This window comes from Flaviaestuariibacter flavus (assembly GCF_004337505.1).
Taxonomy (GTDB): Bacteria; Bacteroidota; Bacteroidia; order Chitinophagales; family Chitinophagaceae; genus Flavisolibacter; species Flavisolibacter flavus.
In genome coordinates this window covers 49781-70219 of record NZ_SJZI01000011.1, presented here as the reverse complement: position 1 = coordinate 70219, position 20439 = coordinate 49781, and the positions used below count along the sequence as shown (strand labels likewise).

The following is a 20439-nucleotide window of genomic DNA, read 5'->3' as shown; positions in this document are numbered from 1 at the left end:
CCTTCCCGGGAGCCTTATCTTTGCGCCCCATGGACATCCCGGTTTCTCCATACGAGCTCGATATCCTGAAGAAAGTGGCCGCGGCGGCGCAAGCCAACAGCCTTCCGGCTTACCTGGTCGGTGGCTTTGTGCGCGACAAGCTGCTCGGCCGTCCCACCAAGGATGCCGACTTCGTATGCATCGGCGACGGGATCGCGCTTGCAGATGCGGCCGCGGAGCAGTTCCGGCCACGTCCGCGGGTGCATTTCTTCAAAAACTTCGGCACGGCGCAGTTCCGTATGCCCGAGGGCTTCGACCTCGAATTTGTAGGTGCCCGCAAGGAAAGCTACAGCCGCGGCTCGCGCAACCCGCAGGTAGCACCCGGTACGCTGGAAGACGACCAGAACCGCCGCGACTTCACCATCAACGCGCTCGCCATTTCGCTCAACCGCGACGACTTCGGCACACTCGTGGACCCCTTCAACGGGATGGCCGACCTGAAGGAAGGCCTGATCCGTACGCCCGGGGAGCCCGCCATCACCTTCAGCGACGACCCCCTGCGGATGATGCGCGCCATTCGTTTTGCATCGCAGCTCGGTTTTCGCATTCACCCGCCCACCTTCCGGGCCATCCGCGAGCAGCGCGAACGCATCCGGATCATCAGCCAGGAGCGGATCACCGATGAGCTCAACAAGATCATCGCCAGCCCTAAGCCCAGTGTCGGCTTTAAGCTGCTTTACGATTCGAAGCTGCTGGAGCTCATTTTCCCGCAGATGGTCGACCTCGCCGGTGCAGAATTCGTGGATGGACTCGGGCACAAAGACAATTTCTACCACACCCTGCAGGTGCTGGATAATGTGGCCGTGCGAACCGGCAATATCTGGCTGCGCTGGGCGGCCATCCTGCACGACATCGCCAAACCGGCCACGAAGCGCTTCGAGGAAGGCCACGGCTGGACCTTTCACGGCCACGAGGTGGTGGGCGGGCGCATGGTACCCAAGATCTTCAACCAGTTCAAGCTGCCGCTGGGCGAACCGCAGAAATACGTGCGCAAGCTGGTGGAGCTGCACCTGCGCCCTATATCGCTTTCAAAGGAAGACATCACCGATTCGGCCATCCGCCGCCTTCTTTTCGATGCCGGCGCCGACTTCGATGACCTGATGATCCTTTGCGAAAGCGATATAACGTCGAAGAACAAAGCCAAGGTGCAGCGCTTTCTCGACAACTTCGAGCTGGTGAAGCAGCGCTGCATCGAGGTGGAAGGCAAAGACCGGATGCGCAACTGGCAGCCGCCCATCACCGGCGAGCTCATCATGGAAACCTTTGCCCTGCCGCCCTCGCGCGCCGTAGGAGAGATCAAGGACGCCATCCGCAACGCGATCCTGGACGGGCATATTCCCAACGAATACGAGGCGGCTTTCCAGTTTATGCTGGTGAAAGCGGCTGAGCTCGGAATCAAGCGCCCCGTGTAAATAATCCGGCTTTTCCGCAGATCTGAGGTCCGAGATCCGAGATCCGAGATTCCTGTGTTTCTCCTTATTTTTGACGTTCACCCATTTGGCAACCCTGCATGGCGATTCTTAAGTTTCGAGTACAGTACGAGGATGACGATAGTGTTTACCGCGATATCGCCATCCGCCATACACACACCTTTTTCCAGCTGCACGACGCGATCCTGAAGGCATTCGAGTTTGACAACAAGCACGCCGCCACGTTTTTCCGCAGCAACGACAACTGGCAGCGCGGCCGCGAGATCACGCTCGAGCATTACGACCGGCCCTACCGCATGGCGCCCCTGCTGATGAAGGACGTGACGATCGGATCGGAGATCAAGGACCCGAACCAGAAATTCGTATACGTGTACGACCTGGCAAAGAACTGGACCTTCCTTGTATCCCTGATCGGTGTGTCGAAAGAAGAAAACCCGAAAGTGACCTACCCCACCACGGTACGTTCCGAAGGCATCGCCCCGAGCCAGTACGGCGCCAAGAGCCTGCTCGGCGAACGCTTTGCCGATGTGGAAGAAAAGTATGACCTCAGCAAGGACGCCGAAGGCTTCGGCACCGAAGGCGAAGGCGGTGGCGACGACCACAGCCCCGAAGAGTCGGGTCATGACGAAGGTGGCGGTGAGGATTTTTAAATATCGAATAACGAATATCGGATAAGGAATATCGAAGACCGCTGCACCGCAGCGGTCTTTTATTTGCGACCTTTACCGGCGATGAAAAAGACCGTGATCGTTATTGCCGGGCCGACGGCCGTTGGAAAGACTGCCGTGGCCATCGATGTGGCCCTGGCGTTCGGAACCGAAGTGCTGTCGGCCGACAGCCGCCAGTGCTACCGCGAGCTCAACATAGGCGTGGCACGCCCCACCGACGAGGAGCGGGCAAAGGTGCGCCACAATTTCATAGCCTCGCATTCGGTATACGACAACCTCCATGCGGCTTCGTATGAGCAATATGCGCTGAATGTAACGCGCCGCGTTTTTCAAAAGCAGGATACGATCGTAGTGGTTGGCGGCACCGGTCTTTACATCAAGGCACTTTGCGAAGGCATGGATGCCATCCCCGAAATCCCCGCAGAAATACGGAAAGGGCTGCAGGCCGATTATGAAAAATACGGCCTGGAGTGGTTGCAGCAACTCGTGGCAAAATCCGATCCGCACTATTTCGCGTCCGGCGAAACGCAGAACCCGCACCGCCTGCTGCGTGCTATGGAAGTGAAGCAGGCAACAGGCCGCTCCATCCTCGACTTTCACAGCCGGCAGCCGTCGGAACGTCCCTTTGATGTGGTGAAGATCGTGCTCGACCTGCCGCGCGAAGAGCTCTACGACCGCATCAACCGGCGGGTGCTGCAGATGATGGCCGACGGGCTTGAAGCAGAAGCCCGGGCGCTCCTGCCATTGCGCAAACTCAACGCCCTGCAAACCGTTGGCTACAAAGAACTCTTCGAGCATTTCGATGGCAAGTGCACACTTGAAGCGTCGGTAAATGATATTCAAACCAATACGCGTCATTATGCAAAGCGACAACTCACCTGGTTCCGGAAGGAGGAAGGAAGCGCGTGGATGGCGCCTGATTCTGAAACAGTAATAAGTTATTTGAAGGAGAATAAGAGTCTTTCACCGCTAAGAGAATAAGAAGAAGCGATATGCTAAGTTGTTACGTTAAAGGTCCCGCCGCAGGCGGGACCTTTTCAATTGTATTCCTTAGCGTAACGCTTATTCAACTTTTTTCTTCGCGGTTTAGAACCTTCTTTTCCTTTCTCTCAAAACTTCACCCCGACTGTTAACGCCACATTTCCCTGCATGCGGTTGGTACTGGCGATCGGGTAGGGGCTACCGGCAAGCCGGTACGGCGCGTTGATATCTTTTTGAAGGCTGTGCACATAGGTGAGGTCAATGAAATAACCTTTATCCCGGTAGCCGAGGCCGCCGCTCAGGTTGAGCCGGTGGCCGGTGCCGCCGTTTACTTCCTTGTACGGGTTGCCGTAGTAGGCCGCGCCTGCGCGCACCATCCAGGTGGTGAATTTGAGCTCGCCACCCACGCGGAAGTTGAAAGCGCTGTGGTACGCGTTCCTGATGGCGCGGTTCAGCTCGTCGAGGTAGGGCTGGTTGCCGCTGTCATCCGTTTCTGCGTCGTTGTCGGTGAGGTATTTCATCATCGGGTAGTGCACGAATTCGGCGTCGGCGGTGATGAAGCCGCGCTGCTTTGAAACATCCTGTGTTTCTCGGATGACGAAGGACACCGAGCCGGTAACCTTGAGCGGCGTTACCAGGCGGTACCTGAATTCATTTTCCTTACCGTCATTATAGTCCTTCGAATAATCGGTCCACTCGCCTTCGTAATGCTCCGTGTTGGTGGTCAGCTCGTATGAATAACGGTCGGTGAGTTTATAGAGTGTCGGTGATTGAAACGACAGGCCAAGACGCCAGAATTCGGTAGGCTTGTAAATCGCGCCCAGTCGCACATTGATGCCGACACCGGAGGTGTTGAGGTTTTCGCGGTACTCGGCAAAGTCGAAACGGTTGGAGGTGTCCGTTGTAGCATCGGCCTCGGTGAACGTTGCCTTACGGTCGTAATACAGAAACGGAATGCCGAGCGTGCCGCCCACGAACCATTTCGACGTCACCTGTTCGCCGCCACCCACCGCGGCTTCGTAAATGCCGCCGCGGCTGCGGATGTACTGCTCCTGGATAAGGCCGGTGGCGATGGGCGAATTGGTAGCGAAGCCCGTAACAGCGCCGCTACCGTCTTTCACCGGGTCGAGCCAGAACGTATTGATCGCAAGGCTGGAGCCGGTGGGATACAGGTAGGCCGCCGAGCCATCACGCACACCGGAGCGCTGCAGTTCTTCCAGGAACCGCTGCGAGTAGGAGCTTTGCCGGTTTCGGCCCAGGTAACGCAGCTCGCTGCGGAAGTCGGCCTGCGTGCTGAAGCCGAGGGTAAAGGCAGAACCGCGTTCTCCGCGTTTGCCTTGCGCATGCCCGAGCACAACGCCGATGGAGCTGAAGTCGAAGCGCTGCTCCTTGCTTTTTTCGGTGCGGCCAAGGTAATCGGCTTTCGTATCGCCCCAATGAAAGGAGGGCGTGAATACAAAGTCACCGGTGCGGTAGAACCCGAGTCCGGCGGGGTTGACGAAAGTGGCGCCGTAGTCGCCGCCAAGTGAGCCCATGGCGCCGCCAATGGCCTGCTGACGGGCGGTGGCGCCGGGAAAGGTTTGCGAAAAGCGCAGCGCGTCGGTCGGCTCCTGCGCGCGGAGGGCACCCGCTGCAAGCAGCACCGGGGCCAGGAAAATCCCTTTGTTCATATGGGTGTATTCGGGAGGTTCAGGAATCAGAATCGGCGCACGCCTGCGTTGCGGCTACCCGAGGAGGAGCTGGACGAAGACGAGGAGCTGGACGAAGAAGACGAACTGCTGCGCGTCGGCGTGCCCGAGCTGCTGCCATTGTTATAGGCATCGCGGAGCGAGCCGCCGCGGGTATTACGCGGCTCGTAGCTGTTGGCGGGCGGCGTGTAATATTCGTTCTTGCCTCCCGTCTGCACGGTCGGTGCCGGCGGCGTCTGCCAGCCGTCAAAGTTGAAACGGCGCGGCGTGTTGGGCACTACCGGGCGGTATACCACCGGCCCGTAATAGCTGTACGGCGAATAGTAGTAGCCCCAGGAGAGACGCGGGTTCACGGCGTAGCCGCACTGGCAGTAGTGGTAGTTGTACGCGTAGGGATCGCGGTAGTATTCGTCGAGGTCGGACCAGCGCTGGCGGTTGCGGACGCGCATCCGCAGGTAGCGGTCTTCCTGCGTCGTGGGCTCGTCGCGGCGCGCCACGCTGCGTTCTTCCACTTCCTCGTATTCGCGCACCGGGCGGCCGGCTGCGTAATAAACGTCGTCGGGCGTTTGTCCCGACTTGTAAGTAGTGCTGCAGCCCGCAAGTGCCGCGGAGAAAAGAAGGACAGGTAGAACAGGTTTCATAAGCGCTTCTTTATAAGGTGCAATCGGAGGGATGTGTTACTTTTGGGCGCCCCGGCCGCGACAGGTGGCAGGAGGGTCTTGCTGTAAAGTTGGCAAAAGGACATTTAACAGTTGCGCAGCAGGTTCGCATTCACAAAACATTAGCAAATATCGCCATAACATCATGAGCAAAGAAATTACTTCCCGGGAACAGGATTATTCGCAGTGGTACAACGATCTCATCCTCCGCGGCGGCCTCGCCGACTATTCGGCGGTGCGCGGCTGCATGGTGATCAAGCCCTATGGCTATGCCCTTTGGGAAAACATGCGCGACGTGCTCGACCGGATGTTCAAAGACACCGGTCACCAGAACGCCTATTTCCCGCTTTTCGTGCCCAAAAGCCTTTTCGAAGCCGAGGAGCAGAATGCCGAAGGCTTCGCCAAGGAGTGCGCCGTGGTGACGCACTACCGGCTTAAGAACGACCCGGAAAAGAAAGGCAAGCTGATGGTGGACCCCGAGGCGAAGCTCGAAGAAGAGCTCGTGGTGCGTCCTACTTCCGAAGCCATCATCTGGAATACCTATAAAGACTGGATCCAGAGCTACCGCGACCTGCCGATCCTGGTGAACCAGTGGGCCAACGTGGTGCGCTGGGAAATGCGTACGCGTCTCTTCCTGCGCACGGCCGAGTTCCTCTGGCAGGAAGGCCACACGGCGCACGCCACCGCCGATGAAGCCATCGTGGAAACGAAGCAGATGCTCGACGTCTATGCCGCCTTCGCAGAAGAGTATATGGCGATGCCCGTCATCAAGGGGGTGAAGTCGCCCGCCGAGCGCTTTGCCGGCGCCGAAGACACCTATTGCATCGAGGCCCTGATGCAGGACGGCAAGGCCCTGCAGGCCGGCACCTCGCACTTCCTGGGGCAGAATTTTGCCAAGGCTTTCGAAGTGAAGTACCTCACCAAAGAGAACAAGCAGGAATACGTGTGGGCTACCTCCTGGGGCGTGAGCACCCGCCTCATCGGCGGCCTCGTGATGACGCATTCCGACGACCAGGGCCTGGTGCTGCCGCCGCGGATCGCACCGCTGCAGGTGGTGATCGTGCCCATCTACAAGGGCGACGAGGGCAAGGCCGAAATGGCACCGCATGCCGATAAGCTGATCGCCGAGCTCAAAGCCGCCGGTATCCGCGTGAAATACGACGACAACGACAATACCCGCCCGGGCTGGAAGTTTGCCGAATACGAGCTGAAAGGCGTTCCGGTGCGCGTTACCCTCGGTGCCCGCGACCTGGCCAATGGCGTGGTGGAGCTGGCGCGCCGCGATACGAAAGAGAAATCGACCGTGCCGCTGGAAGGGCTGGCGGAGCGCATCAAGGGCCTTCTTGTAGAAATACAGGACAACCTATTCGCCCGTGCCAAAGCCTTCCGCGACGCACACATCACCAAAGCAGATACCTGGGAAGAATTCGAGCGTGTGCTCGATGAGAAAACGGGTTTCGTTTCCGCTCACTGGGACGGCACCGCCGAAACCGAAGCTGCGATCAAGGAAAAAGCAAAAGCCACGATCCGCTGTATTCCGCTCGACAACCCGCTGGAGGAAGGCAAGTGCATCCTCACCGGGAAGCCGAGTACGCAACGGGTGCTGTTTGCCCGGGCGTATTGACCTCAGCCCCGGCCCAAACCCATCCCCCGGCCCCTTTCCAAGGGGAAAGGGTGACTCTCGGGTAGTTTCCTGTTGTGTTTAAGCAGTCCTCTGTTTAATCCTATACTAAAGAGCGGATGCCGAAGGCATCCGCTCTTTGCTTTCGAGGTTCAATCAGCAGACAGTAACAAACATTAAGAATGATCCACAGAGTCACCCCGCTCCGCTCCGGAGAGGGGCCGGGGGGAGGTCAGTGCGTCGTCAAATAATTATAATCCTTCAGCAAAATCTCCAGGAAATCATAAGGCGACATGGAATTGTCGATCCGGAGGTGGTTGCGGATCTTGTCGGCGGCGCGCTCGGCGAGGGCATAGTCGTGGTGCCTGCGGGCCGAGTCGAGGATATTCTTAATGGCGTTGATGTCGCGGTCGGAAAGCTGCAGCACCTGCGGGAACTGCGGCGTATAGGTGTCTACCACGTGCTGGAAAATGGTTTCTTCAATGCCGGTCTTCTGGGTGGTCCGGATAAGGATGGTATGGGCGAGGATATCGCCCAGCCGCTGGTGACGCGCGGTTACGTTTACCAGGATGATATCGAGGGCCAGCAGGCCGAAGGCAATACCGACCTGCGTCAGCACCTGCGGGTAGCGGCTCGCGATCAGTGACATCAGGATCACCACCAGCACCATGTAGTCGGAGGTGCGGATCAGCCAGCGGATCAGCACCTGCGAGATGCTGGCACGTCCGCCCTTGTCGTTGATCACCCGCAGCTGGGTCACTTTTTTGCCGATGCTTTGCCCGTTGAGCAACAGCTCGCAAAGCGGGTGGTACGTAAAGATGGGCACCACCGTCAGGAACATCCAGATGCCGCGGACTACCGATCGCTCGGCGTCTTCATCGAAGGGCGTTCCGCTCACAAAGGCGCTGAAGATCTTGGTGAGGAAATACAGGTAGGTGATCAGGATCGCCAGGTCGATGGCCCAGGCACCCAGCCGCCGGTGAAAGGAAGCCGCGGGGAAGGTGATGCTGATGTTGAAACTCGTGGGAATGTGGATGGTGGACATAAGCGCGATGGGGACAAGTTAGGATTAAATCGGCTGCGGCGAAGTGAAAAATCTGTATTTTACGAAGCCTAAACAGACCCGTTTGCGCGAAGGTTTATTTATCAAGAAGAACAAGGACCACTGGGAGCAGATCGAGCACGACCGTACCGCCAATGCCGATGAAACCGCCAGCCATTTTACCCGGCTGGTCAACGACCTGGGCTACGCCAAAACTTTTTATCCGACCAGCAAGATCACGGCCTACCTCAACGCGCTTGCCTCGCGCATCTACCTCAATATTTACCAGAACCGCAAGGATCCGTCGAACCGACTCGCGCTGTTTGTAAAACGCGACGTGCCCCTGGCGATCGCGCGCCACTACCGCGTGCTGCTGTTCGCCCTGGGCGTTTTCCTGGTTTTCTTTAGCGTCGGGTTCTTCTCCGCGATGCAGGAAAAAAGCTTCGTGCGCCAGATGCTGGGCGATGCGTACGTGGATATGACAGAAAAGAATATCGCTGCCGGCAATCCTTTCGACGTTTATGGCGACACGAGCCCCTTCCTGATGTGGATCATGATCATGCTCAACAACATCCAGGTATCACTGCACTACTTTGGTGAAGGCATCCTGCTCGGCATCCCGAGCATCATCGCGCTGGGACGCGAATCGGTGCGCATCGGCGCCTTCGAATACATGTTTTACCAGCACGGCCTCGGCTTCAACTGGCTGGTGTCGGTGATGCTGCACGGCACCCTTGAAATCACCGCCATCATCATGACCTGCGGGGCTGGTGCCATACTCGGCACTTCCTTTCTTTTCCCGGGGACCCAGCGTCGCCTCACGGCCTTCCGCGAAGGCGGCAAGGACGCTATCAAGATCGTACTCGCCCTGATACCCGTGTTCATGGTGGCCGCTTTTATCGAAGGCTTTATCACGCGTCATTACAAGATGCCGCTTTATGCAAGCGGGTCGATCCTGCTTGCCAGCCTGCTGTTTGTAATCGGATACTTTGTGATCTACCCGATCCGTGTGTGGCGCCAGGTGCGCAAAGAGGAGGCCGCCCATGCGTAATTTCTGGCTGCTTGCTTTGATGCTGGCTTTGGGCTTTTCCGCCGGTGCCCAGGCAACGGATGAATCGGATACGGTGGTGGTAACGGAGGCGCCTGTATCGGCGGATGAACAGACCACGACGGTTGAATCGGAAGAAAGAAGTGATTCCGAAGAGAATACCCCGAAAAATTACCTGTTACCCGTACGCCCCGAAGACCGCGCGCCCGTTGCCGCACGGAGCGTTCCGCCGGCGCAGCTGGACTCCATGCGGCGCTCGAAGGATTACTGGTATTGGAACCACCGCAACAAAGAAGAGCGTCCGGAGGGTAAAAGCTGGCTTGCTTCGCTTTTCGAGTCGGGAGCGATGCGCTACCTGTTCTGGGCGCTTATCGCCCTTGGCTGTGCGGCACTGCTGTACTTTTTCCTGCTTTCGCTCAACGTCAACCCGTTTGCCCGGCGCGTTCCGAATGCTGACGATGAAGGCACGGCTGCGGATGCCGAAGCCGATTTCTTCAGCCGCGACTACGACGCGGACGTAGCACGCGCGCTCGCCGCCGGCGACTACCGCTCGGCCATCCGGGCGCGCTACCTGCAGCTCCTCCGCGAGATGGCCGGGCGCAATATCATCCAGTACCGCCACGAGCGCCCCAACGGGGTATACGTGAGCCAGCTGCTTGGCACCAACTATTTCAACCCTTTCTTTCGCATCACCCGCACCTTTGAATATGCCTGGTACGGTGAAATGGCCGTGACCCGCGCCGCTTACGATTACATGGAGCAAGACATCGATCACCTCAAAAAGCAGTTTGTATGAAACGGAACGGGTTGCTGATCGGCGGGGCCCTGCTGCTGGTGGTGATCGCCGTGCTGGTGATCGGGGGCGGGCGGCGCAAGGAATTCAACCAGCGCATCACCCTGCGCTATGAAGACCGTATTCCCTACGGCTACAGCATTGCGCGGGGCCTCGTGCCCGATCTGTTTCCCGGGGTGCCCCTGGTCAACGACCGCAATGCGCCGGGCGCGTGGGATTCGATCGACGTCAACACCGGCGGGCAGGCCGTCGTGCTTGTCGGGCGCGAACTTGCCGCCACCGACGACGAGCTCGAGACACTGCTGGCCTTCGTGGAAAAGGGTAACTACGTTTTCTGCATCGCGCCCGATTTTTCAAGTGCCGTGTTTGACCGCCTTCGGCTCTATAATTCGACTTTCTACTCCCTGAAGGGTGAAGACACGCTGCGGGTGCAGCTCCGCGCCCCACGCTTCAACGAAAAGCGCTATACATTTCCGGGGCCTTCGGCCGGCATCCATTTCTCGCTCCGCGGTGCCGACAGCACCGTGGTGCTGGGCACCGACGGCGATGACCATCCGAATTTTCTGCAATACCGCGTCGGCAAGGGCGCGCTTTTCCTGCACGGTGAGCCCATGGCCTTCACCAATTATTTCCTGCTGCAGCCCGGTAATGAAACCTATTATGCACAGGCGTTTTCCGTGCTGCCGCAAGGGCTGCGCCGCCTGGTGTGGAACGAATACTACCTGACCGCGCACAGCGGCGCCGGGGGCGAGCCCAACTGGCTCGGGGTGCTGATGAAGCAACAGCCCTTTGCGTGGGCGTTCTGGGTGTTATTGTTCATCCTGGGGCTCTACCTGTTGTCGGAGATGCGTCGCCGCCAGCGCCCCATCCCGCCGCACCCGGCGCCGCGCAACGAATCGCTTGATTTTGTAAAAACCGTCGGGCGCCTTTATTACGACAAGCGCGACGATCATAACCTGGCGCTCAAGATGATCCAGTATTTCCTCGAAGGCGTGCGCCATCATTACAAGATCAATACGACGGTGCTCGACAGCGAGTTTGTGCAGCGCCTGGAGGCCCGCTCGGGTTACCCGCGCGAGCGGCTGCAGTCGCTGATGGACCTCGTCGCCCGCCTGCGCCACGAAGGCCGCACCACGCCCGCCGAACTGCAGGACCTGCACCGGCAATTAGAAGCCTATTATCAAACTATATAGAATGGAATCAGAAATTTTTGAACAGAGAACCGACCTCAGCGCACTCAGCGAAGCCATCGCGGCCGTGCAGCACCAGATCCGCACGGTGATCGTGGGACAGGAGGAGCTGGTGCGTCTCGTTATCGCCGCCCTGCTGGCCGACGGTCATGTGCTGCTGGAAGGTGTGCCGGGCGTGGCGAAAACGCTTTCGGCCAAGCTGACGGCCCGAAGCCTCGACGTACCGTTCTCGCGGATCCAGTTTACCCCCGACCTGATGCCTTCCGATGTGCTCGGTACGCCGGTCTTCAACCCAAAGGAAGGAACCTTCGACTTCAAGAAGGGCCCCCTTTTCAGCAACGTCGTGCTCATCGACGAGATCAACCGCGCACCCGCGAAAACGCAGTCGGCAACCTTTGAGGTGATGGAGGAGCGGCAGATCACCATCGACGGCAAGACCTACCCGATGCAGCCGCCCTTCATGGTCATCGCCACGCAAAATCCCATTGAGCAGGAAGGCACCTATCGCCTTCCCGAGGCGCAGCTCGACCGCTTCCTCTTCAAGATCGTGGTGTCATACCCCGATGCCGACCAGGAGTACGCCATCCTGAAGCAGTTCAACCACCAGGCCACCGCCGAAGTGCTGGCCGCCATTCAGCCCGTGCTGCGCCGCGACGACGTGGTGCGCCTCCGCGAGCAGGTGCGCTCCTTTGTGATCGAAGAAAAACTGCTGCGCTTCATCGCCAACTTCGTCAGCAGCACCCGCAACCACAAGAGCATCTACCTCGGCGCTTCGCCCCGCGCATCGCTGGCGATCATGAATGCCTCGAAGGCGGTGGCGGCCCTCGGCGGCCGCGACTTCGTAACGCCCGATGACATCCTGGAGGTGATCCCGCCGGTGCTGCGGCACCGTATCATCCTCACTCCTGAAAAGGAGATGGAAGGAGTGACTGAAGACACCGTGATCAAACAGATCCTTCAAACGATAGATATCCCGCGTTGATGAACAAGCTTCGCTACCTGCTCAACCAGACCAGCTTTTTCCCGAGGCCGAAGGTGTATTATGCCGGCTTCGTGATCAGCGTGTTGTTCATGGCCAGCTATTATGTGCCCGTGCTTTTCGCCGTGGCGCAGCTGTGCCTGCTGTTCGGGGTGGTGGCGATTGCCGCCGATACGCTGCTCCTGTACACCCGCCGCGGCATCCGCGCGGCACGTATCTGTCCCGACCGGTTCAGCAACGGCGACGAAAACACCGTACAATTACAGGTGCACAATGCGTACGGCTTTCCCGTTTCGCTGAAGGTGATCGACGAGCTGCCCTTCCAGTTCCAGGAACGGTCCTGGGAACGCTTCCTGCACCTGGGCAGCGGGCAGAAAGATGGCATCACGTATTCACTTCGCCCGGTGCAGCGTGGTACTTATGACTTCGGTGCCATCAACGTGCTTGCCCGCTCGCCGCTCGACCTCGTTAGCCGCCGCTACCGCTTTGCCCAGGAGCAGACGGTGAAGGTGTATCCCAGCTTCCTGCAAGTGCGCCGCTTCCAGCTGCTGGCGGCCGCCAACCGCCTGCAGGAGGCCGGCATCAAGCGCCAGCGGGCCCTGGGTCACAGCCTCGAATTCGAGCAGATAAAGGAATATGTGCGGGGCGATGATTACCGAACCGTGAACTGGAAAGCCACTGCCCGCCGCGGCGACCTGATGGTGAACAACTTTACCGACGAGCGCAGCCAGCAGGTGTACTGCATCATCAACAAGGGCCGCGCCATGAAGATGCCCTTTAACGGGATGACCCTGCTGGACTATTCGATCAACGCGGCGCTCGTGCTGAGCAATGTGGCGCTGCAGCGCCAGGATAAGGCGGGCCTGATCACCTTTGCGCAAAAGACCGGCGCCTTCCTGGCGGCCGACAAGCGACCCGGCCAGTTCAGCCAGATCCTGGAAACCCTCTACAAGCAGGAAACCACTTTTCTGGATGTCGACTTCGAGCGGCTCTTTGCCGTGGTACGCAATCGTATTACCCAGCGCAGCCTGCTGGTGCTGTTTACCAATTTCGAATCAATTGAAAGCCTGGAGCGGGAGCTGCCTTCGCTGCAACGGATGGCGCATTACCACCTGCTGGTGGTGGTATTTTTCGAAAACACCGAGCTCAAAGAGCTGACGCAGAAATCGGCAAAAAACGTCGAAGAGATCTACATTAAAACCATCGCGGAGAAGTTCATCCAGGAAAAGCGCCTCATCGTGCGCGAGCTGCGCAAGCACGGCATTCTCGCCCTGCTCACCTCCCCGGAGAACCTGACGGTGCAGACGATCAACAAATACCTGGAAGTAAAGAACCGCGCGGGGATTTGAGAACGAGAGAACAAGAGGACGAGCGGTGAAAGAACGAGATGCGTTCTCAAATTTGACCAGCTCTCTTTGTCTTGTTCTCACGTTCTCTCGTTCTCTTTTTCTCGTCCACCGTACCTTTGCGCCCGATGAACAAGCCGCTGAACAAATATGAGGAAGGCCAGGTGTTGCTGGTGAACAAGGAACTGCGCTGGACCTCCTTCGACGCTGTGCGCAAGCTGCGCAACACGATGCGCATCAAGAAGGTCGGGCACGCCGGCACGCTTGATCCACTGGCCACGGGGCTGCTGATCATCTGCACCGGGAAGTTCACCAAGCGGATCAACGAGTTTATGGCGCAGGAGAAAGAGTACACCGGTACCATCACCCTGGGCGCTACCACGCCTACTTATGATCTCGAAAGCGAGCCCCGCGATTTCAAGGCAATCGGGCATTTGAGCACCGACGAAATCCGCGCCGCCACGGCACAATTCACCGGCACTATCCAGCAACTGCCACCGGCGCATTCGGCCATTAAGAAAGACGGCAAGCGCCTCTACGAGCTTGCCCGAGCCGGAAAGGAGGTGGTGCTCGAGCCGCGTACCGTAGCGATTTCTGAGTTCGAGCTGACGCGCATCGAAGGCGCGGAAGTTGACTTTCGCGTTGTTTGTTCCACCGGCACTTATATCCGGAGCCTTGCCAATGATTTCGGCGCCGCACTCGGCGTAGGCGGCTACCTGAGCGCACTTTGCCGCACCCGCATCGGGGCATTCACCCTTGATCAGTCGAAGACGGTCGGTGAGTGGGAAGAAGAGATCCGTCTTGAATTAGCGAAAGAGAAAGAACACTGATTCCGTAAGCGGAATGCGCAGATTGATTATGATTTGCGCAGATGCCGGTGCCGACATCAGTGTGCATCATAACAGATCATAAAAAATCTGCATTCTTTCCCTCTAAATCAAAACGGGTAATCCACCCCCAACTGCACCGTTCCTCCCAGCACCTTGAAATTCGGGAAAGGCTTGTTCTGCAGGTTCGGGTCGGCCGGGCTCGGATCTTTTGCCTTGTAGGCATAATCAAGGCGAATCTTGATGAATCCGAAGTCGACGCGTACGCCGGTACCGACGTCGATTGCGATGTCTTGCCAGAGGCGGTTCAGCTTAATGTTTCCGTTCGGAAAATCCGGGTTTTCCCGCAGGTACCACACGTTTCCGAAATCGGCAAAGACCGCGCTGTTCACGAACACGCCCCGGATATTGGCCACCAGGAACCGGTATTCGATATTGGCTTCGAGCTGCATGTCGCCGAAGCGCTCGGGGAAGGAATCACGGGCGAACGTGCGGATGGTGGATCCCGGCCCCAGCTTGCGCAGGCCCCAGCCCCGCATGCTGTTGGCGCCCCCGGCGAAGTAGGCTTTAAAGAAGGGCATATAACGCCGGCTGTCGTTGTCGCCGGGATAGCTGTAGCCAACGCCCCCAAGCACCCGCCAGGCAAGCACCGAGTTCTGCCCGAGCTTCCGGTTTTGGGCATACGAAGCATCGAATTTAAAAAAGCGCTTCAGGGTTGTATCCAGGAACGCGGATTTTCCCATTCCCAGGAAAAGTCCTGAAATCTCGGCACCGAGACGCAGGATGCTGGTGGTGCGGGTTTTCACACGGCTGTGGGTTGCGCTAAGGATTGTAGATACTACCAGACCGTCGTTAAAAATGTACTTGTACGATTTGTTGTTTTTTATCAGGGTGTCAAGGATACTCCGACGCTGTACGCTTGTGAACTCAACATTGGGAAGACGAACAGACACCAGCCATTTAGGAAGGGAAAAATCGTATCCCCAGGAGGCGTTCACGCCCACGAGGTCGAGGTAGTTTACCCGGTGGATATACCGCGCATTGATGCCGATCGACGTGCGTGGATTGGCGTCGCGCCACTTTGCAGGCAACCGGAAGCCAGGGATGAATCGGGGAAATACAAGTGAATACCCCCCGGAAAGCTGCGTTGTTTGCGTCACGGTGGAATTCAGCTCGGTGGCCACGCCCAGGCTATAGGTAGCCTGCACGGCCCGCTGCGCAAAGTTGCGGTTCTGCAGGTTGAGATTTATACCTACCAGATTGCTTCCTACAAAAAGACCACCGAGGTTCTGGCTCGCTTCGATGTTGAAGTCGTAAATGTATTTCTGCGCCGGTGCGAGGCGGATGATCATGTCCACGGAATCCGTCCCCGGCCGCGGCACGGCTTCGATATTGGCGGTGCGCCAGGCCGGTATCGAGTTGAACCGGTTGGCCGTTTTCTGGTGGATGCGCTGGTCGTACAGCTGCCCGCGCTTGAAGTAAATGTTTTCGGTAAGCACGCGGAACTTGAAACGGTCCTCGTAGTGCTTGATAAATACGTCGCGGTAGTAGTCGTTATAGACAACCGGGAGCTTGCTGTTTTCGGCGTTGAGATCGGGAAAGATGGTCACGTTGCCGATATGGTAGCGCACCAGCTTCGTGCTGTCGGTGATGGGGCGCAGGCGGAACTCGATGTCGGCCACCGGGTTTTCGCGCCGGTGTTGCAGGGCCTCCAGCAACTGGGCCTGCTCGAGTGGGTCGGCTGTGGGACGCAGCAGCCCGATGCCTACCGTGTCCCAGATCACCCGCAGCTCGTCGCGCGTCATCCGGAGGTAGCCATTGTTGCGGTAGATATTGGTAAGGCGATCGAGTTCTGAGGAAAGCAGCGGCTTGGCAAAGGGAGCCCCTTTTTTTACTTCCGAACCGGCACGCGCCGCCAGCGTAAGCTGCTGCAGCGTATCGAGCGAAGCCGCCTGGCGCGGGCTGTTGAGTACCGTGTCGTTCAGCGCGACGCTGATGGAGTCGACTTTGAACAGCTTTTTGGCATCCACGTAAAAGCGAACCGTGGTGCGCTGCTGGTCGTCTTTTGCCCGGATGTCGGCATTGTACCAGATCGAGTCGCGGTAATACCCCAGTGAATGCAGCAAGGCATTCATGAAGCCGATCGATTTGTCGGCATTGGTACTATCGTATACCGGCGGGTTTTTAAGCTGGGAGAAGAAGAACTTCGATACCCGGCGCACCGCGATGCTGTCGTGGAGCTGCTGGTAGAGGCGGCTTTCGAGGTCCTTGCGGTCGTCGGGCTTAACGTCTCCGCCCACCACATGCACCTCGGCATTGTATACAAAAGGCCTGCCTGCGGGATAGTCTTTTACCGAACAGGCGCTTAAAAACAGGAGCAGGGCAGCGAGGAGGATGCTATTTTTGACGCGTTTGGTGCGAATTGCTGCCGAATGGATCATACAGTTAATTACAGGCCATGCCCAGTAAACAAGTGCTCAAAGATATTCAAAGATTAGGCCTGAAAAAAGGGCGCGCCGGGAGCGGCCGCTTCCTTGCCGAAGGCCCGAAAGTAGTAGGGGAGCTGCTTGCCGCGATCCCGGAGGCGGTGGAAAGCGTTTATGCATTACCGCAATGGATCGACGCACATGCTGCCGCCGTCCCCGACGGCCTCCTGCAGCCGGTCACACCGGAAGAACTGGCGCGCATCTCCCAGCTACAGACGCCCAACGAGGTGCTCCTGGTTGCACGGCAGCTCCCGGCCCGCGAGCCCGTGCTGCAAAGGGAGCTGGCGCTTTACCTTGATGCCATCCAGGACCCGGGCAACCTCGGCACCATCATCCGCATCGCCGACTGGTTCGGCATTCGTCACATCGTGTGCGGGCCCGGATGCGCCGAGCTGTACAACCCGAAAGTGGTGCAATCCACGATGGCTTCGCTGGCGCGCGTCAATATCTGGTACGATGAGGAAGACACCTGGCTTTCCCGCCAAACCCTTCCCGTGCTGGCCGCGGTGCTCGGCGGCACTTCAGTGTATGAATACAGTGGCAATGCGGGCGGCATCCTGCTCATCGGGAACGAATCGAAAGGGCTCCGACCGGAGCTCCAGGAGCGCGCTACCGTCAAACTGACGATACCCCGTATTGGTGGTGCCGAAAGCCTGAATGCGGCGGTGGCGACGGGGATTATGCTGAGTGAGCTGACAAAGCCGCGGTAGAGAAAGGCCGCAGATCTTCTATGATTCTTATGATTTACGCAGATATGATTGCGTGCGTCAGCTAATCATAAAAAATCATAACCAATCTGCGCATTCCGTCCGCGGAATCAGCGTTCTTTCTCTCCGCTGGTCTAGCTAAAGCGGATCGCCTGGATCGGCCGGATCCGCCGCACGATCAGCGAGGGCAGCAACAATACCAGTAATGAAATGACCAGGGTTCCGCCCACAACGGCGCCGACCTGCGTCCAGTCGACACGCACGGCAGCCGTGGTCATGTAATACTCTTCTTCCTTCAGGTGCACAAACTGGAACCGTTGCTGCAGCCAGATCAGCAGCAGCGAAAGCCCGGTGCCGATCACGAGTCCCGTCAGCGTGATGATCGCCGAATGGGCGAGGAAGATCTTTTGAATGGCCCAATCGGTAGCACCGACGGCCTTGAGAATGCCGATCATCCGCACGCGCTCGAGCACCAGGATGATGAGGCAGGTGATGAAGTTGATGATGACGATCACCGCAACGATGATCAGCAGCACACTGCCGTTGTTGGCCACGATGCCGAGCCAGTCGAAGATATTCGGGTAGATCTCGCGGATGGTGCGGGTTTCCCAGAGCTGCGGAAAAGAGGGCTGCTCATAGATCCGGCTGCTGACGGCATCCATGTTGTGGTAGTCTTTCAAAAACACCTCGTAACCGCCAATCTCGTCGGCCGACCAGCCGTTGAGGCGGCGGATAAGGCGGATGTCGCCGAGGGCAAAGGTCTTATCGTACTCTTCGATGCCCGTTTTGTAAATCCCCACGATGCTCAGCTTGTCGGGACGCAGCGAGCCGTCGGGCCGCACGAAGTAGATCAGCAGCCGGTCGTGGAGCTTCAGCCGCAGCTGGTTGGCGGTATAACGGGAAACCACGATCTCGCGGGTATAGCTCGAATCGTCGAAGCGAATCCAGCGCCCGCCTTTTTCGATATAAGGCTTGATATGAGCCGAATCGTAGGTGTCATCGAGCCCCTTGATGAGCGTGCCCTCCATCTCGTCGGGCGTTTTCAGGATGGCGTATTTCGTGGCAAAGGGGTGGATGGAGCGTACGCCCGGCATCTCCCGCACCGTTTGAACAATTGAATCGCTTTTCTCCATGGGCGCCTCTTCGGCGATCGCCACCTTCCCCGGCTGCCGGTAGCCGATCCGGATGTGGCCCCAGAAGGAAAAGACCTTCTCGCTTACCGCATCCTGGAAGCCGTTTACGAAGGAGAGCGTGACGATCATCACCGTTACCGAGATCACCGTGGCCACCGTAGAGAGGCGGATGATGAAGCGCGAGAAGCTGCGCTGCTGGTTGAAGGCGATCCGGCGGGCAATGAAGGAGGAAATATTCACAGTGTTTTTTCGTTTCTTCGGGAACCATCGGGCGCCTGAGCGCGTCTTCTGGATCAACGCGGTAAAGATAAAGGCACCCGCAATAGAACGCCCCGATATGAAACGTATTATCCTTTTCCTGATAAGTTCCCTTTCCCTCGTACCGGTTTTCGCTAGTGGGAAAACCGGAGGTCTTCACCCTGAGATCCGAGATCGGAGATCCGAGATCAGAGATCCTTCCGGCTATGTGGGTGATATCCACAGCGTCAAGCTCTACCGCCCCGGCGACCAGACCTCTTTCCCGATGTATGCACTCAACTCGGCAGAGGGCCTGGAACTTCACTTCGACGACCTCGATGCCGACGTAAAGAATTATTATTACGCCTTCCAGCTCTGCAACGCCGACTGGTCGCCGAGCATTCTCAATCCATTCGAATACACCCAGGGTTTCCGCAACGTGCGGATCACCAACTACCGGCAGTCGTCGATGACCTCGACGCGTTACACGCATTACCAGGCCTCGGTTCCCGACCGCAACTGCGCGCCTTCCCGCTCGGGCAACTACCTGCTGAAGGTGTTCATCAACGGCGATACCTCGCAGCTTGCCTTTTCAAAGCGATTCGTGGTTACCGACAACAAGGCCGTGGTGGCGGTGCAGGTGCAGCAGCCTTATAATGCGCGCTACTTCCGCACCCACCAGAAGCTGTTCATCGGGGTTACGCCCGACGAGCGGCGCGTGCGCCTCATGGGCCCGCAGGACCTCAAAGTGGTGGTGCTGCAGAATAACAACTGGGCAACCTCCCTGCAGTTTAACCGGCCCACCATTTACCGGGGCAATTATTACGAGTACAGCGATGAAACGCTCACCGGCATTCCCGCCGGCATGGAATGGCGATGGGCCGATATCCGCAGCCTGCGTCTTATGAGCGACCGCGTGGAGTCGATCAACACCCGCGCCGATACCACCCAAATCTACATGCGGCCGGATGCGCCCCGCAACGGCCAGATGCGGGTTTACTATCGCGATCTTAACGGCGCTTACTCCATCGAGTCGATGGAAGGCCTCAACCCGTTCTGGCAAACCGAGTACGGCGCCGTCCATTTCCGCTTCCAGCCGCCCGGGGGGCAGGCCATCGAGGGGCGCGACGTGTATGTATTCGGCGAGCTGACCAATTATGCGCAGGATGGAGATGGCCTGATGACGTTCAATTCCGACAAGGGCGTCTATGAAGCCACCCTTTATCTGAAGCAGGGCTATTATAACTACCAGTACATGACCCTTCCGAGTGGAAAAGGCGGCTACCCGGACTTCGAGGCCACCGAGGGCAATAACTGGTCGACCGAGAACAGCTATATCGTGCTCGTTTACTACCGTCCTTTCGGTGCCCAGGCCGACGAGCTGATCGGGGCGTCGCGGGTGAGCTCACTGTTCAGCGACGAGCTGCGGCAGCGGTAGGGAAGGAACGCTGGTTCCGCGAGCGGAACGCGCAGCCTGTTTATGATTAACGCGGATATCGGTACCAACATCCGCGTAAATCATAACAGATCATAATAAATCTGCGGTCTTTCTCTCGCCCGCGCAG

Annotated in this window: 17 protein-coding genes; 12 read left to right on the top strand and 5 right to left on the bottom strand. The window is 58.1% G+C overall.

The window, feature by feature from the left end; all coding sequences use genetic code 11:
• The first annotated feature begins 29 nt into the window (after window positions 1-29).
• The 3 genes from EPD60_RS07440 to miaA all read left to right on the top strand — a co-directional run bounded on the left by EPD60_RS07440 (window position 30) and on the right by miaA (window position 3118).
• Window positions 30-1451, top strand: a complete 1422-nt coding sequence (locus EPD60_RS07440; protein WP_131448423.1) for a CCA tRNA nucleotidyltransferase — start codon at window positions 30-32, stop codon at window positions 1449-1451.
• A gap of 98 nt (window positions 1452-1549) precedes the next feature.
• Window positions 1550-2119, top strand: coding sequence for an IS1096 element passenger TnpR family protein (locus EPD60_RS07435; RefSeq protein ID WP_131448421.1), 570 nt, complete (start codon window positions 1550-1552; stop codon window positions 2117-2119).
• Between the two features lie 81 nt (window positions 2120-2200).
• Window positions 2201-3118, top strand: coding sequence for a tRNA (adenosine(37)-N6)-dimethylallyltransferase MiaA (gene miaA / locus EPD60_RS07430; RefSeq protein WP_131448419.1), 918 nt, complete (start codon window positions 2201-2203; stop codon window positions 3116-3118).
• 128 nt (window positions 3119-3246) lie between these two features.
• Here miaA and EPD60_RS07425 read toward each other — a convergent pair whose 3' ends face one another.
• Together EPD60_RS07425 and EPD60_RS07420 are read right to left on the bottom strand one after the other, a co-directional pair.
• On the bottom strand, window positions 3247-4788 hold the full coding sequence (locus EPD60_RS07425; protein ID WP_131448417.1) for an OmpP1/FadL family transporter: 1542 nt from the start codon (window positions 4786-4788) through the stop codon (window positions 3247-3249).
• Window positions 4789-4814: 26 nt separating this feature from the next.
• A complete protein-coding gene (locus EPD60_RS07420) occupies window positions 4815-5447 on the bottom strand; it encodes a hypothetical protein (RefSeq protein ID WP_131448415.1) in 633 nt (210 codons plus the stop codon).
• A 163-nt stretch (window positions 5448-5610) separates the two neighbouring features.
• Between EPD60_RS07420 and proS the strand changes: the two genes are divergently transcribed.
• The gene (gene proS, locus EPD60_RS07415) at window positions 5611-7089 is read left to right on the top strand and encodes a proline--tRNA ligase (RefSeq protein WP_131448413.1); all 1479 of its coding nucleotides are present in this window, start codon (window positions 5611-5613) and stop codon (window positions 7087-7089) included.
• Window positions 7090-7318: 229 nt separating this feature from the next.
• On the opposite strand, the gene EPD60_RS07410 is transcribed toward proS, so the two are convergent.
• On the bottom strand, window positions 7319-8131 hold the full coding sequence (locus tag EPD60_RS07410; protein ID WP_131448411.1) for an RDD family protein: 813 nt from the start codon (window positions 8129-8131) through the stop codon (window positions 7319-7321).
• A gap of 82 nt (window positions 8132-8213) precedes the next feature.
• Here EPD60_RS07410 and EPD60_RS07405 point away from each other — a divergent pair, with 82 nt between their 5' ends.
• The 6 genes from EPD60_RS07405 (at window position 8214) to truB (ending at window position 14314) form a co-directional block, all read left to right on the top strand.
• Entirely contained in the window at window positions 8214-9179 is a 966-nt protein-coding gene (locus EPD60_RS07405) for a stage II sporulation protein M (protein ID WP_131448409.1), read from the top strand.
• A complete protein-coding gene (locus EPD60_RS07400) occupies window positions 9172-9972 on the top strand; it encodes a DUF4129 domain-containing protein (RefSeq protein WP_131448407.1) in 801 nt (266 codons plus the stop codon). Before EPD60_RS07405 ends, EPD60_RS07400 begins: the two co-directional genes overlap by 8 nt.
• On the top strand, window positions 9969-11162 hold the full coding sequence (locus EPD60_RS07395; protein ID WP_131448405.1) for a DUF4350 domain-containing protein: 1194 nt from the start codon (window positions 9969-9971) through the stop codon (window positions 11160-11162). Before EPD60_RS07400 ends, EPD60_RS07395 begins: the two co-directional genes overlap by 4 nt.
• A gap of 1 nt (window position 11163) precedes the next feature.
• The gene (locus EPD60_RS07390) at window positions 11164-12141 is read left to right on the top strand and encodes an AAA family ATPase (protein WP_131448403.1); all 978 of its coding nucleotides are present in this window, start codon (window positions 11164-11166) and stop codon (window positions 12139-12141) included.
• Complete coding sequence (locus EPD60_RS07385) at window positions 12141-13487, top strand: DUF58 domain-containing protein (protein WP_131448401.1); 1347 nt, start codon at window positions 12141-12143, stop codon at window positions 13485-13487. The genes EPD60_RS07390 and EPD60_RS07385 overlap by 1 nt, the downstream gene beginning before the upstream one ends.
• A gap of 125 nt (window positions 13488-13612) precedes the next feature.
• Window positions 13613-14314 carry a tRNA pseudouridine(55) synthase TruB gene (truB, locus tag EPD60_RS07380; RefSeq protein WP_131448399.1) on the top strand — a complete coding sequence of 234 codons (702 nt, stop codon included), beginning with the start codon at window positions 13613-13615 and terminating at the stop codon, window positions 14312-14314.
• Window positions 14315-14421: 107 nt separating this feature from the next.
• On the opposite strand, the gene EPD60_RS07375 is transcribed toward truB, so the two are convergent.
• A complete protein-coding gene (locus EPD60_RS07375) occupies window positions 14422-16752 on the bottom strand; it encodes a BamA/TamA family outer membrane protein (RefSeq protein WP_131448397.1) in 2331 nt (776 codons plus the stop codon).
• Between the two features lie 17 nt (window positions 16753-16769).
• Here EPD60_RS07375 and EPD60_RS07370 point away from each other — a divergent pair, with 17 nt between their 5' ends.
• On the top strand, window positions 16770-17507 hold the full coding sequence (locus EPD60_RS07370) for a TrmH family RNA methyltransferase (RefSeq protein ID WP_131448395.1): 738 nt from the start codon (window positions 16770-16772) through the stop codon (window positions 17505-17507).
• A 131-nt stretch (window positions 17508-17638) separates the two neighbouring features.
• Here the strand turns inward: EPD60_RS07370 and EPD60_RS07365 are convergent, their stop codons facing one another.
• Complete coding sequence (locus EPD60_RS07365) at window positions 17639-18877, bottom strand: ABC transporter permease (protein ID WP_131448393.1); 1239 nt, start codon at window positions 18875-18877, stop codon at window positions 17639-17641.
• Window positions 18878-19103: 226 nt separating this feature from the next.
• Here EPD60_RS07365 and EPD60_RS07360 point away from each other — a divergent pair, with 226 nt between their 5' ends.
• The gene (locus EPD60_RS07360) at window positions 19104-20312 is read left to right on the top strand and encodes a type IX secretion system plug protein (RefSeq protein ID WP_165871457.1); all 1209 of its coding nucleotides are present in this window, start codon (window positions 19104-19106) and stop codon (window positions 20310-20312) included.
• The last annotated feature ends 127 nt before the right edge of the window (window positions 20313-20439 follow it).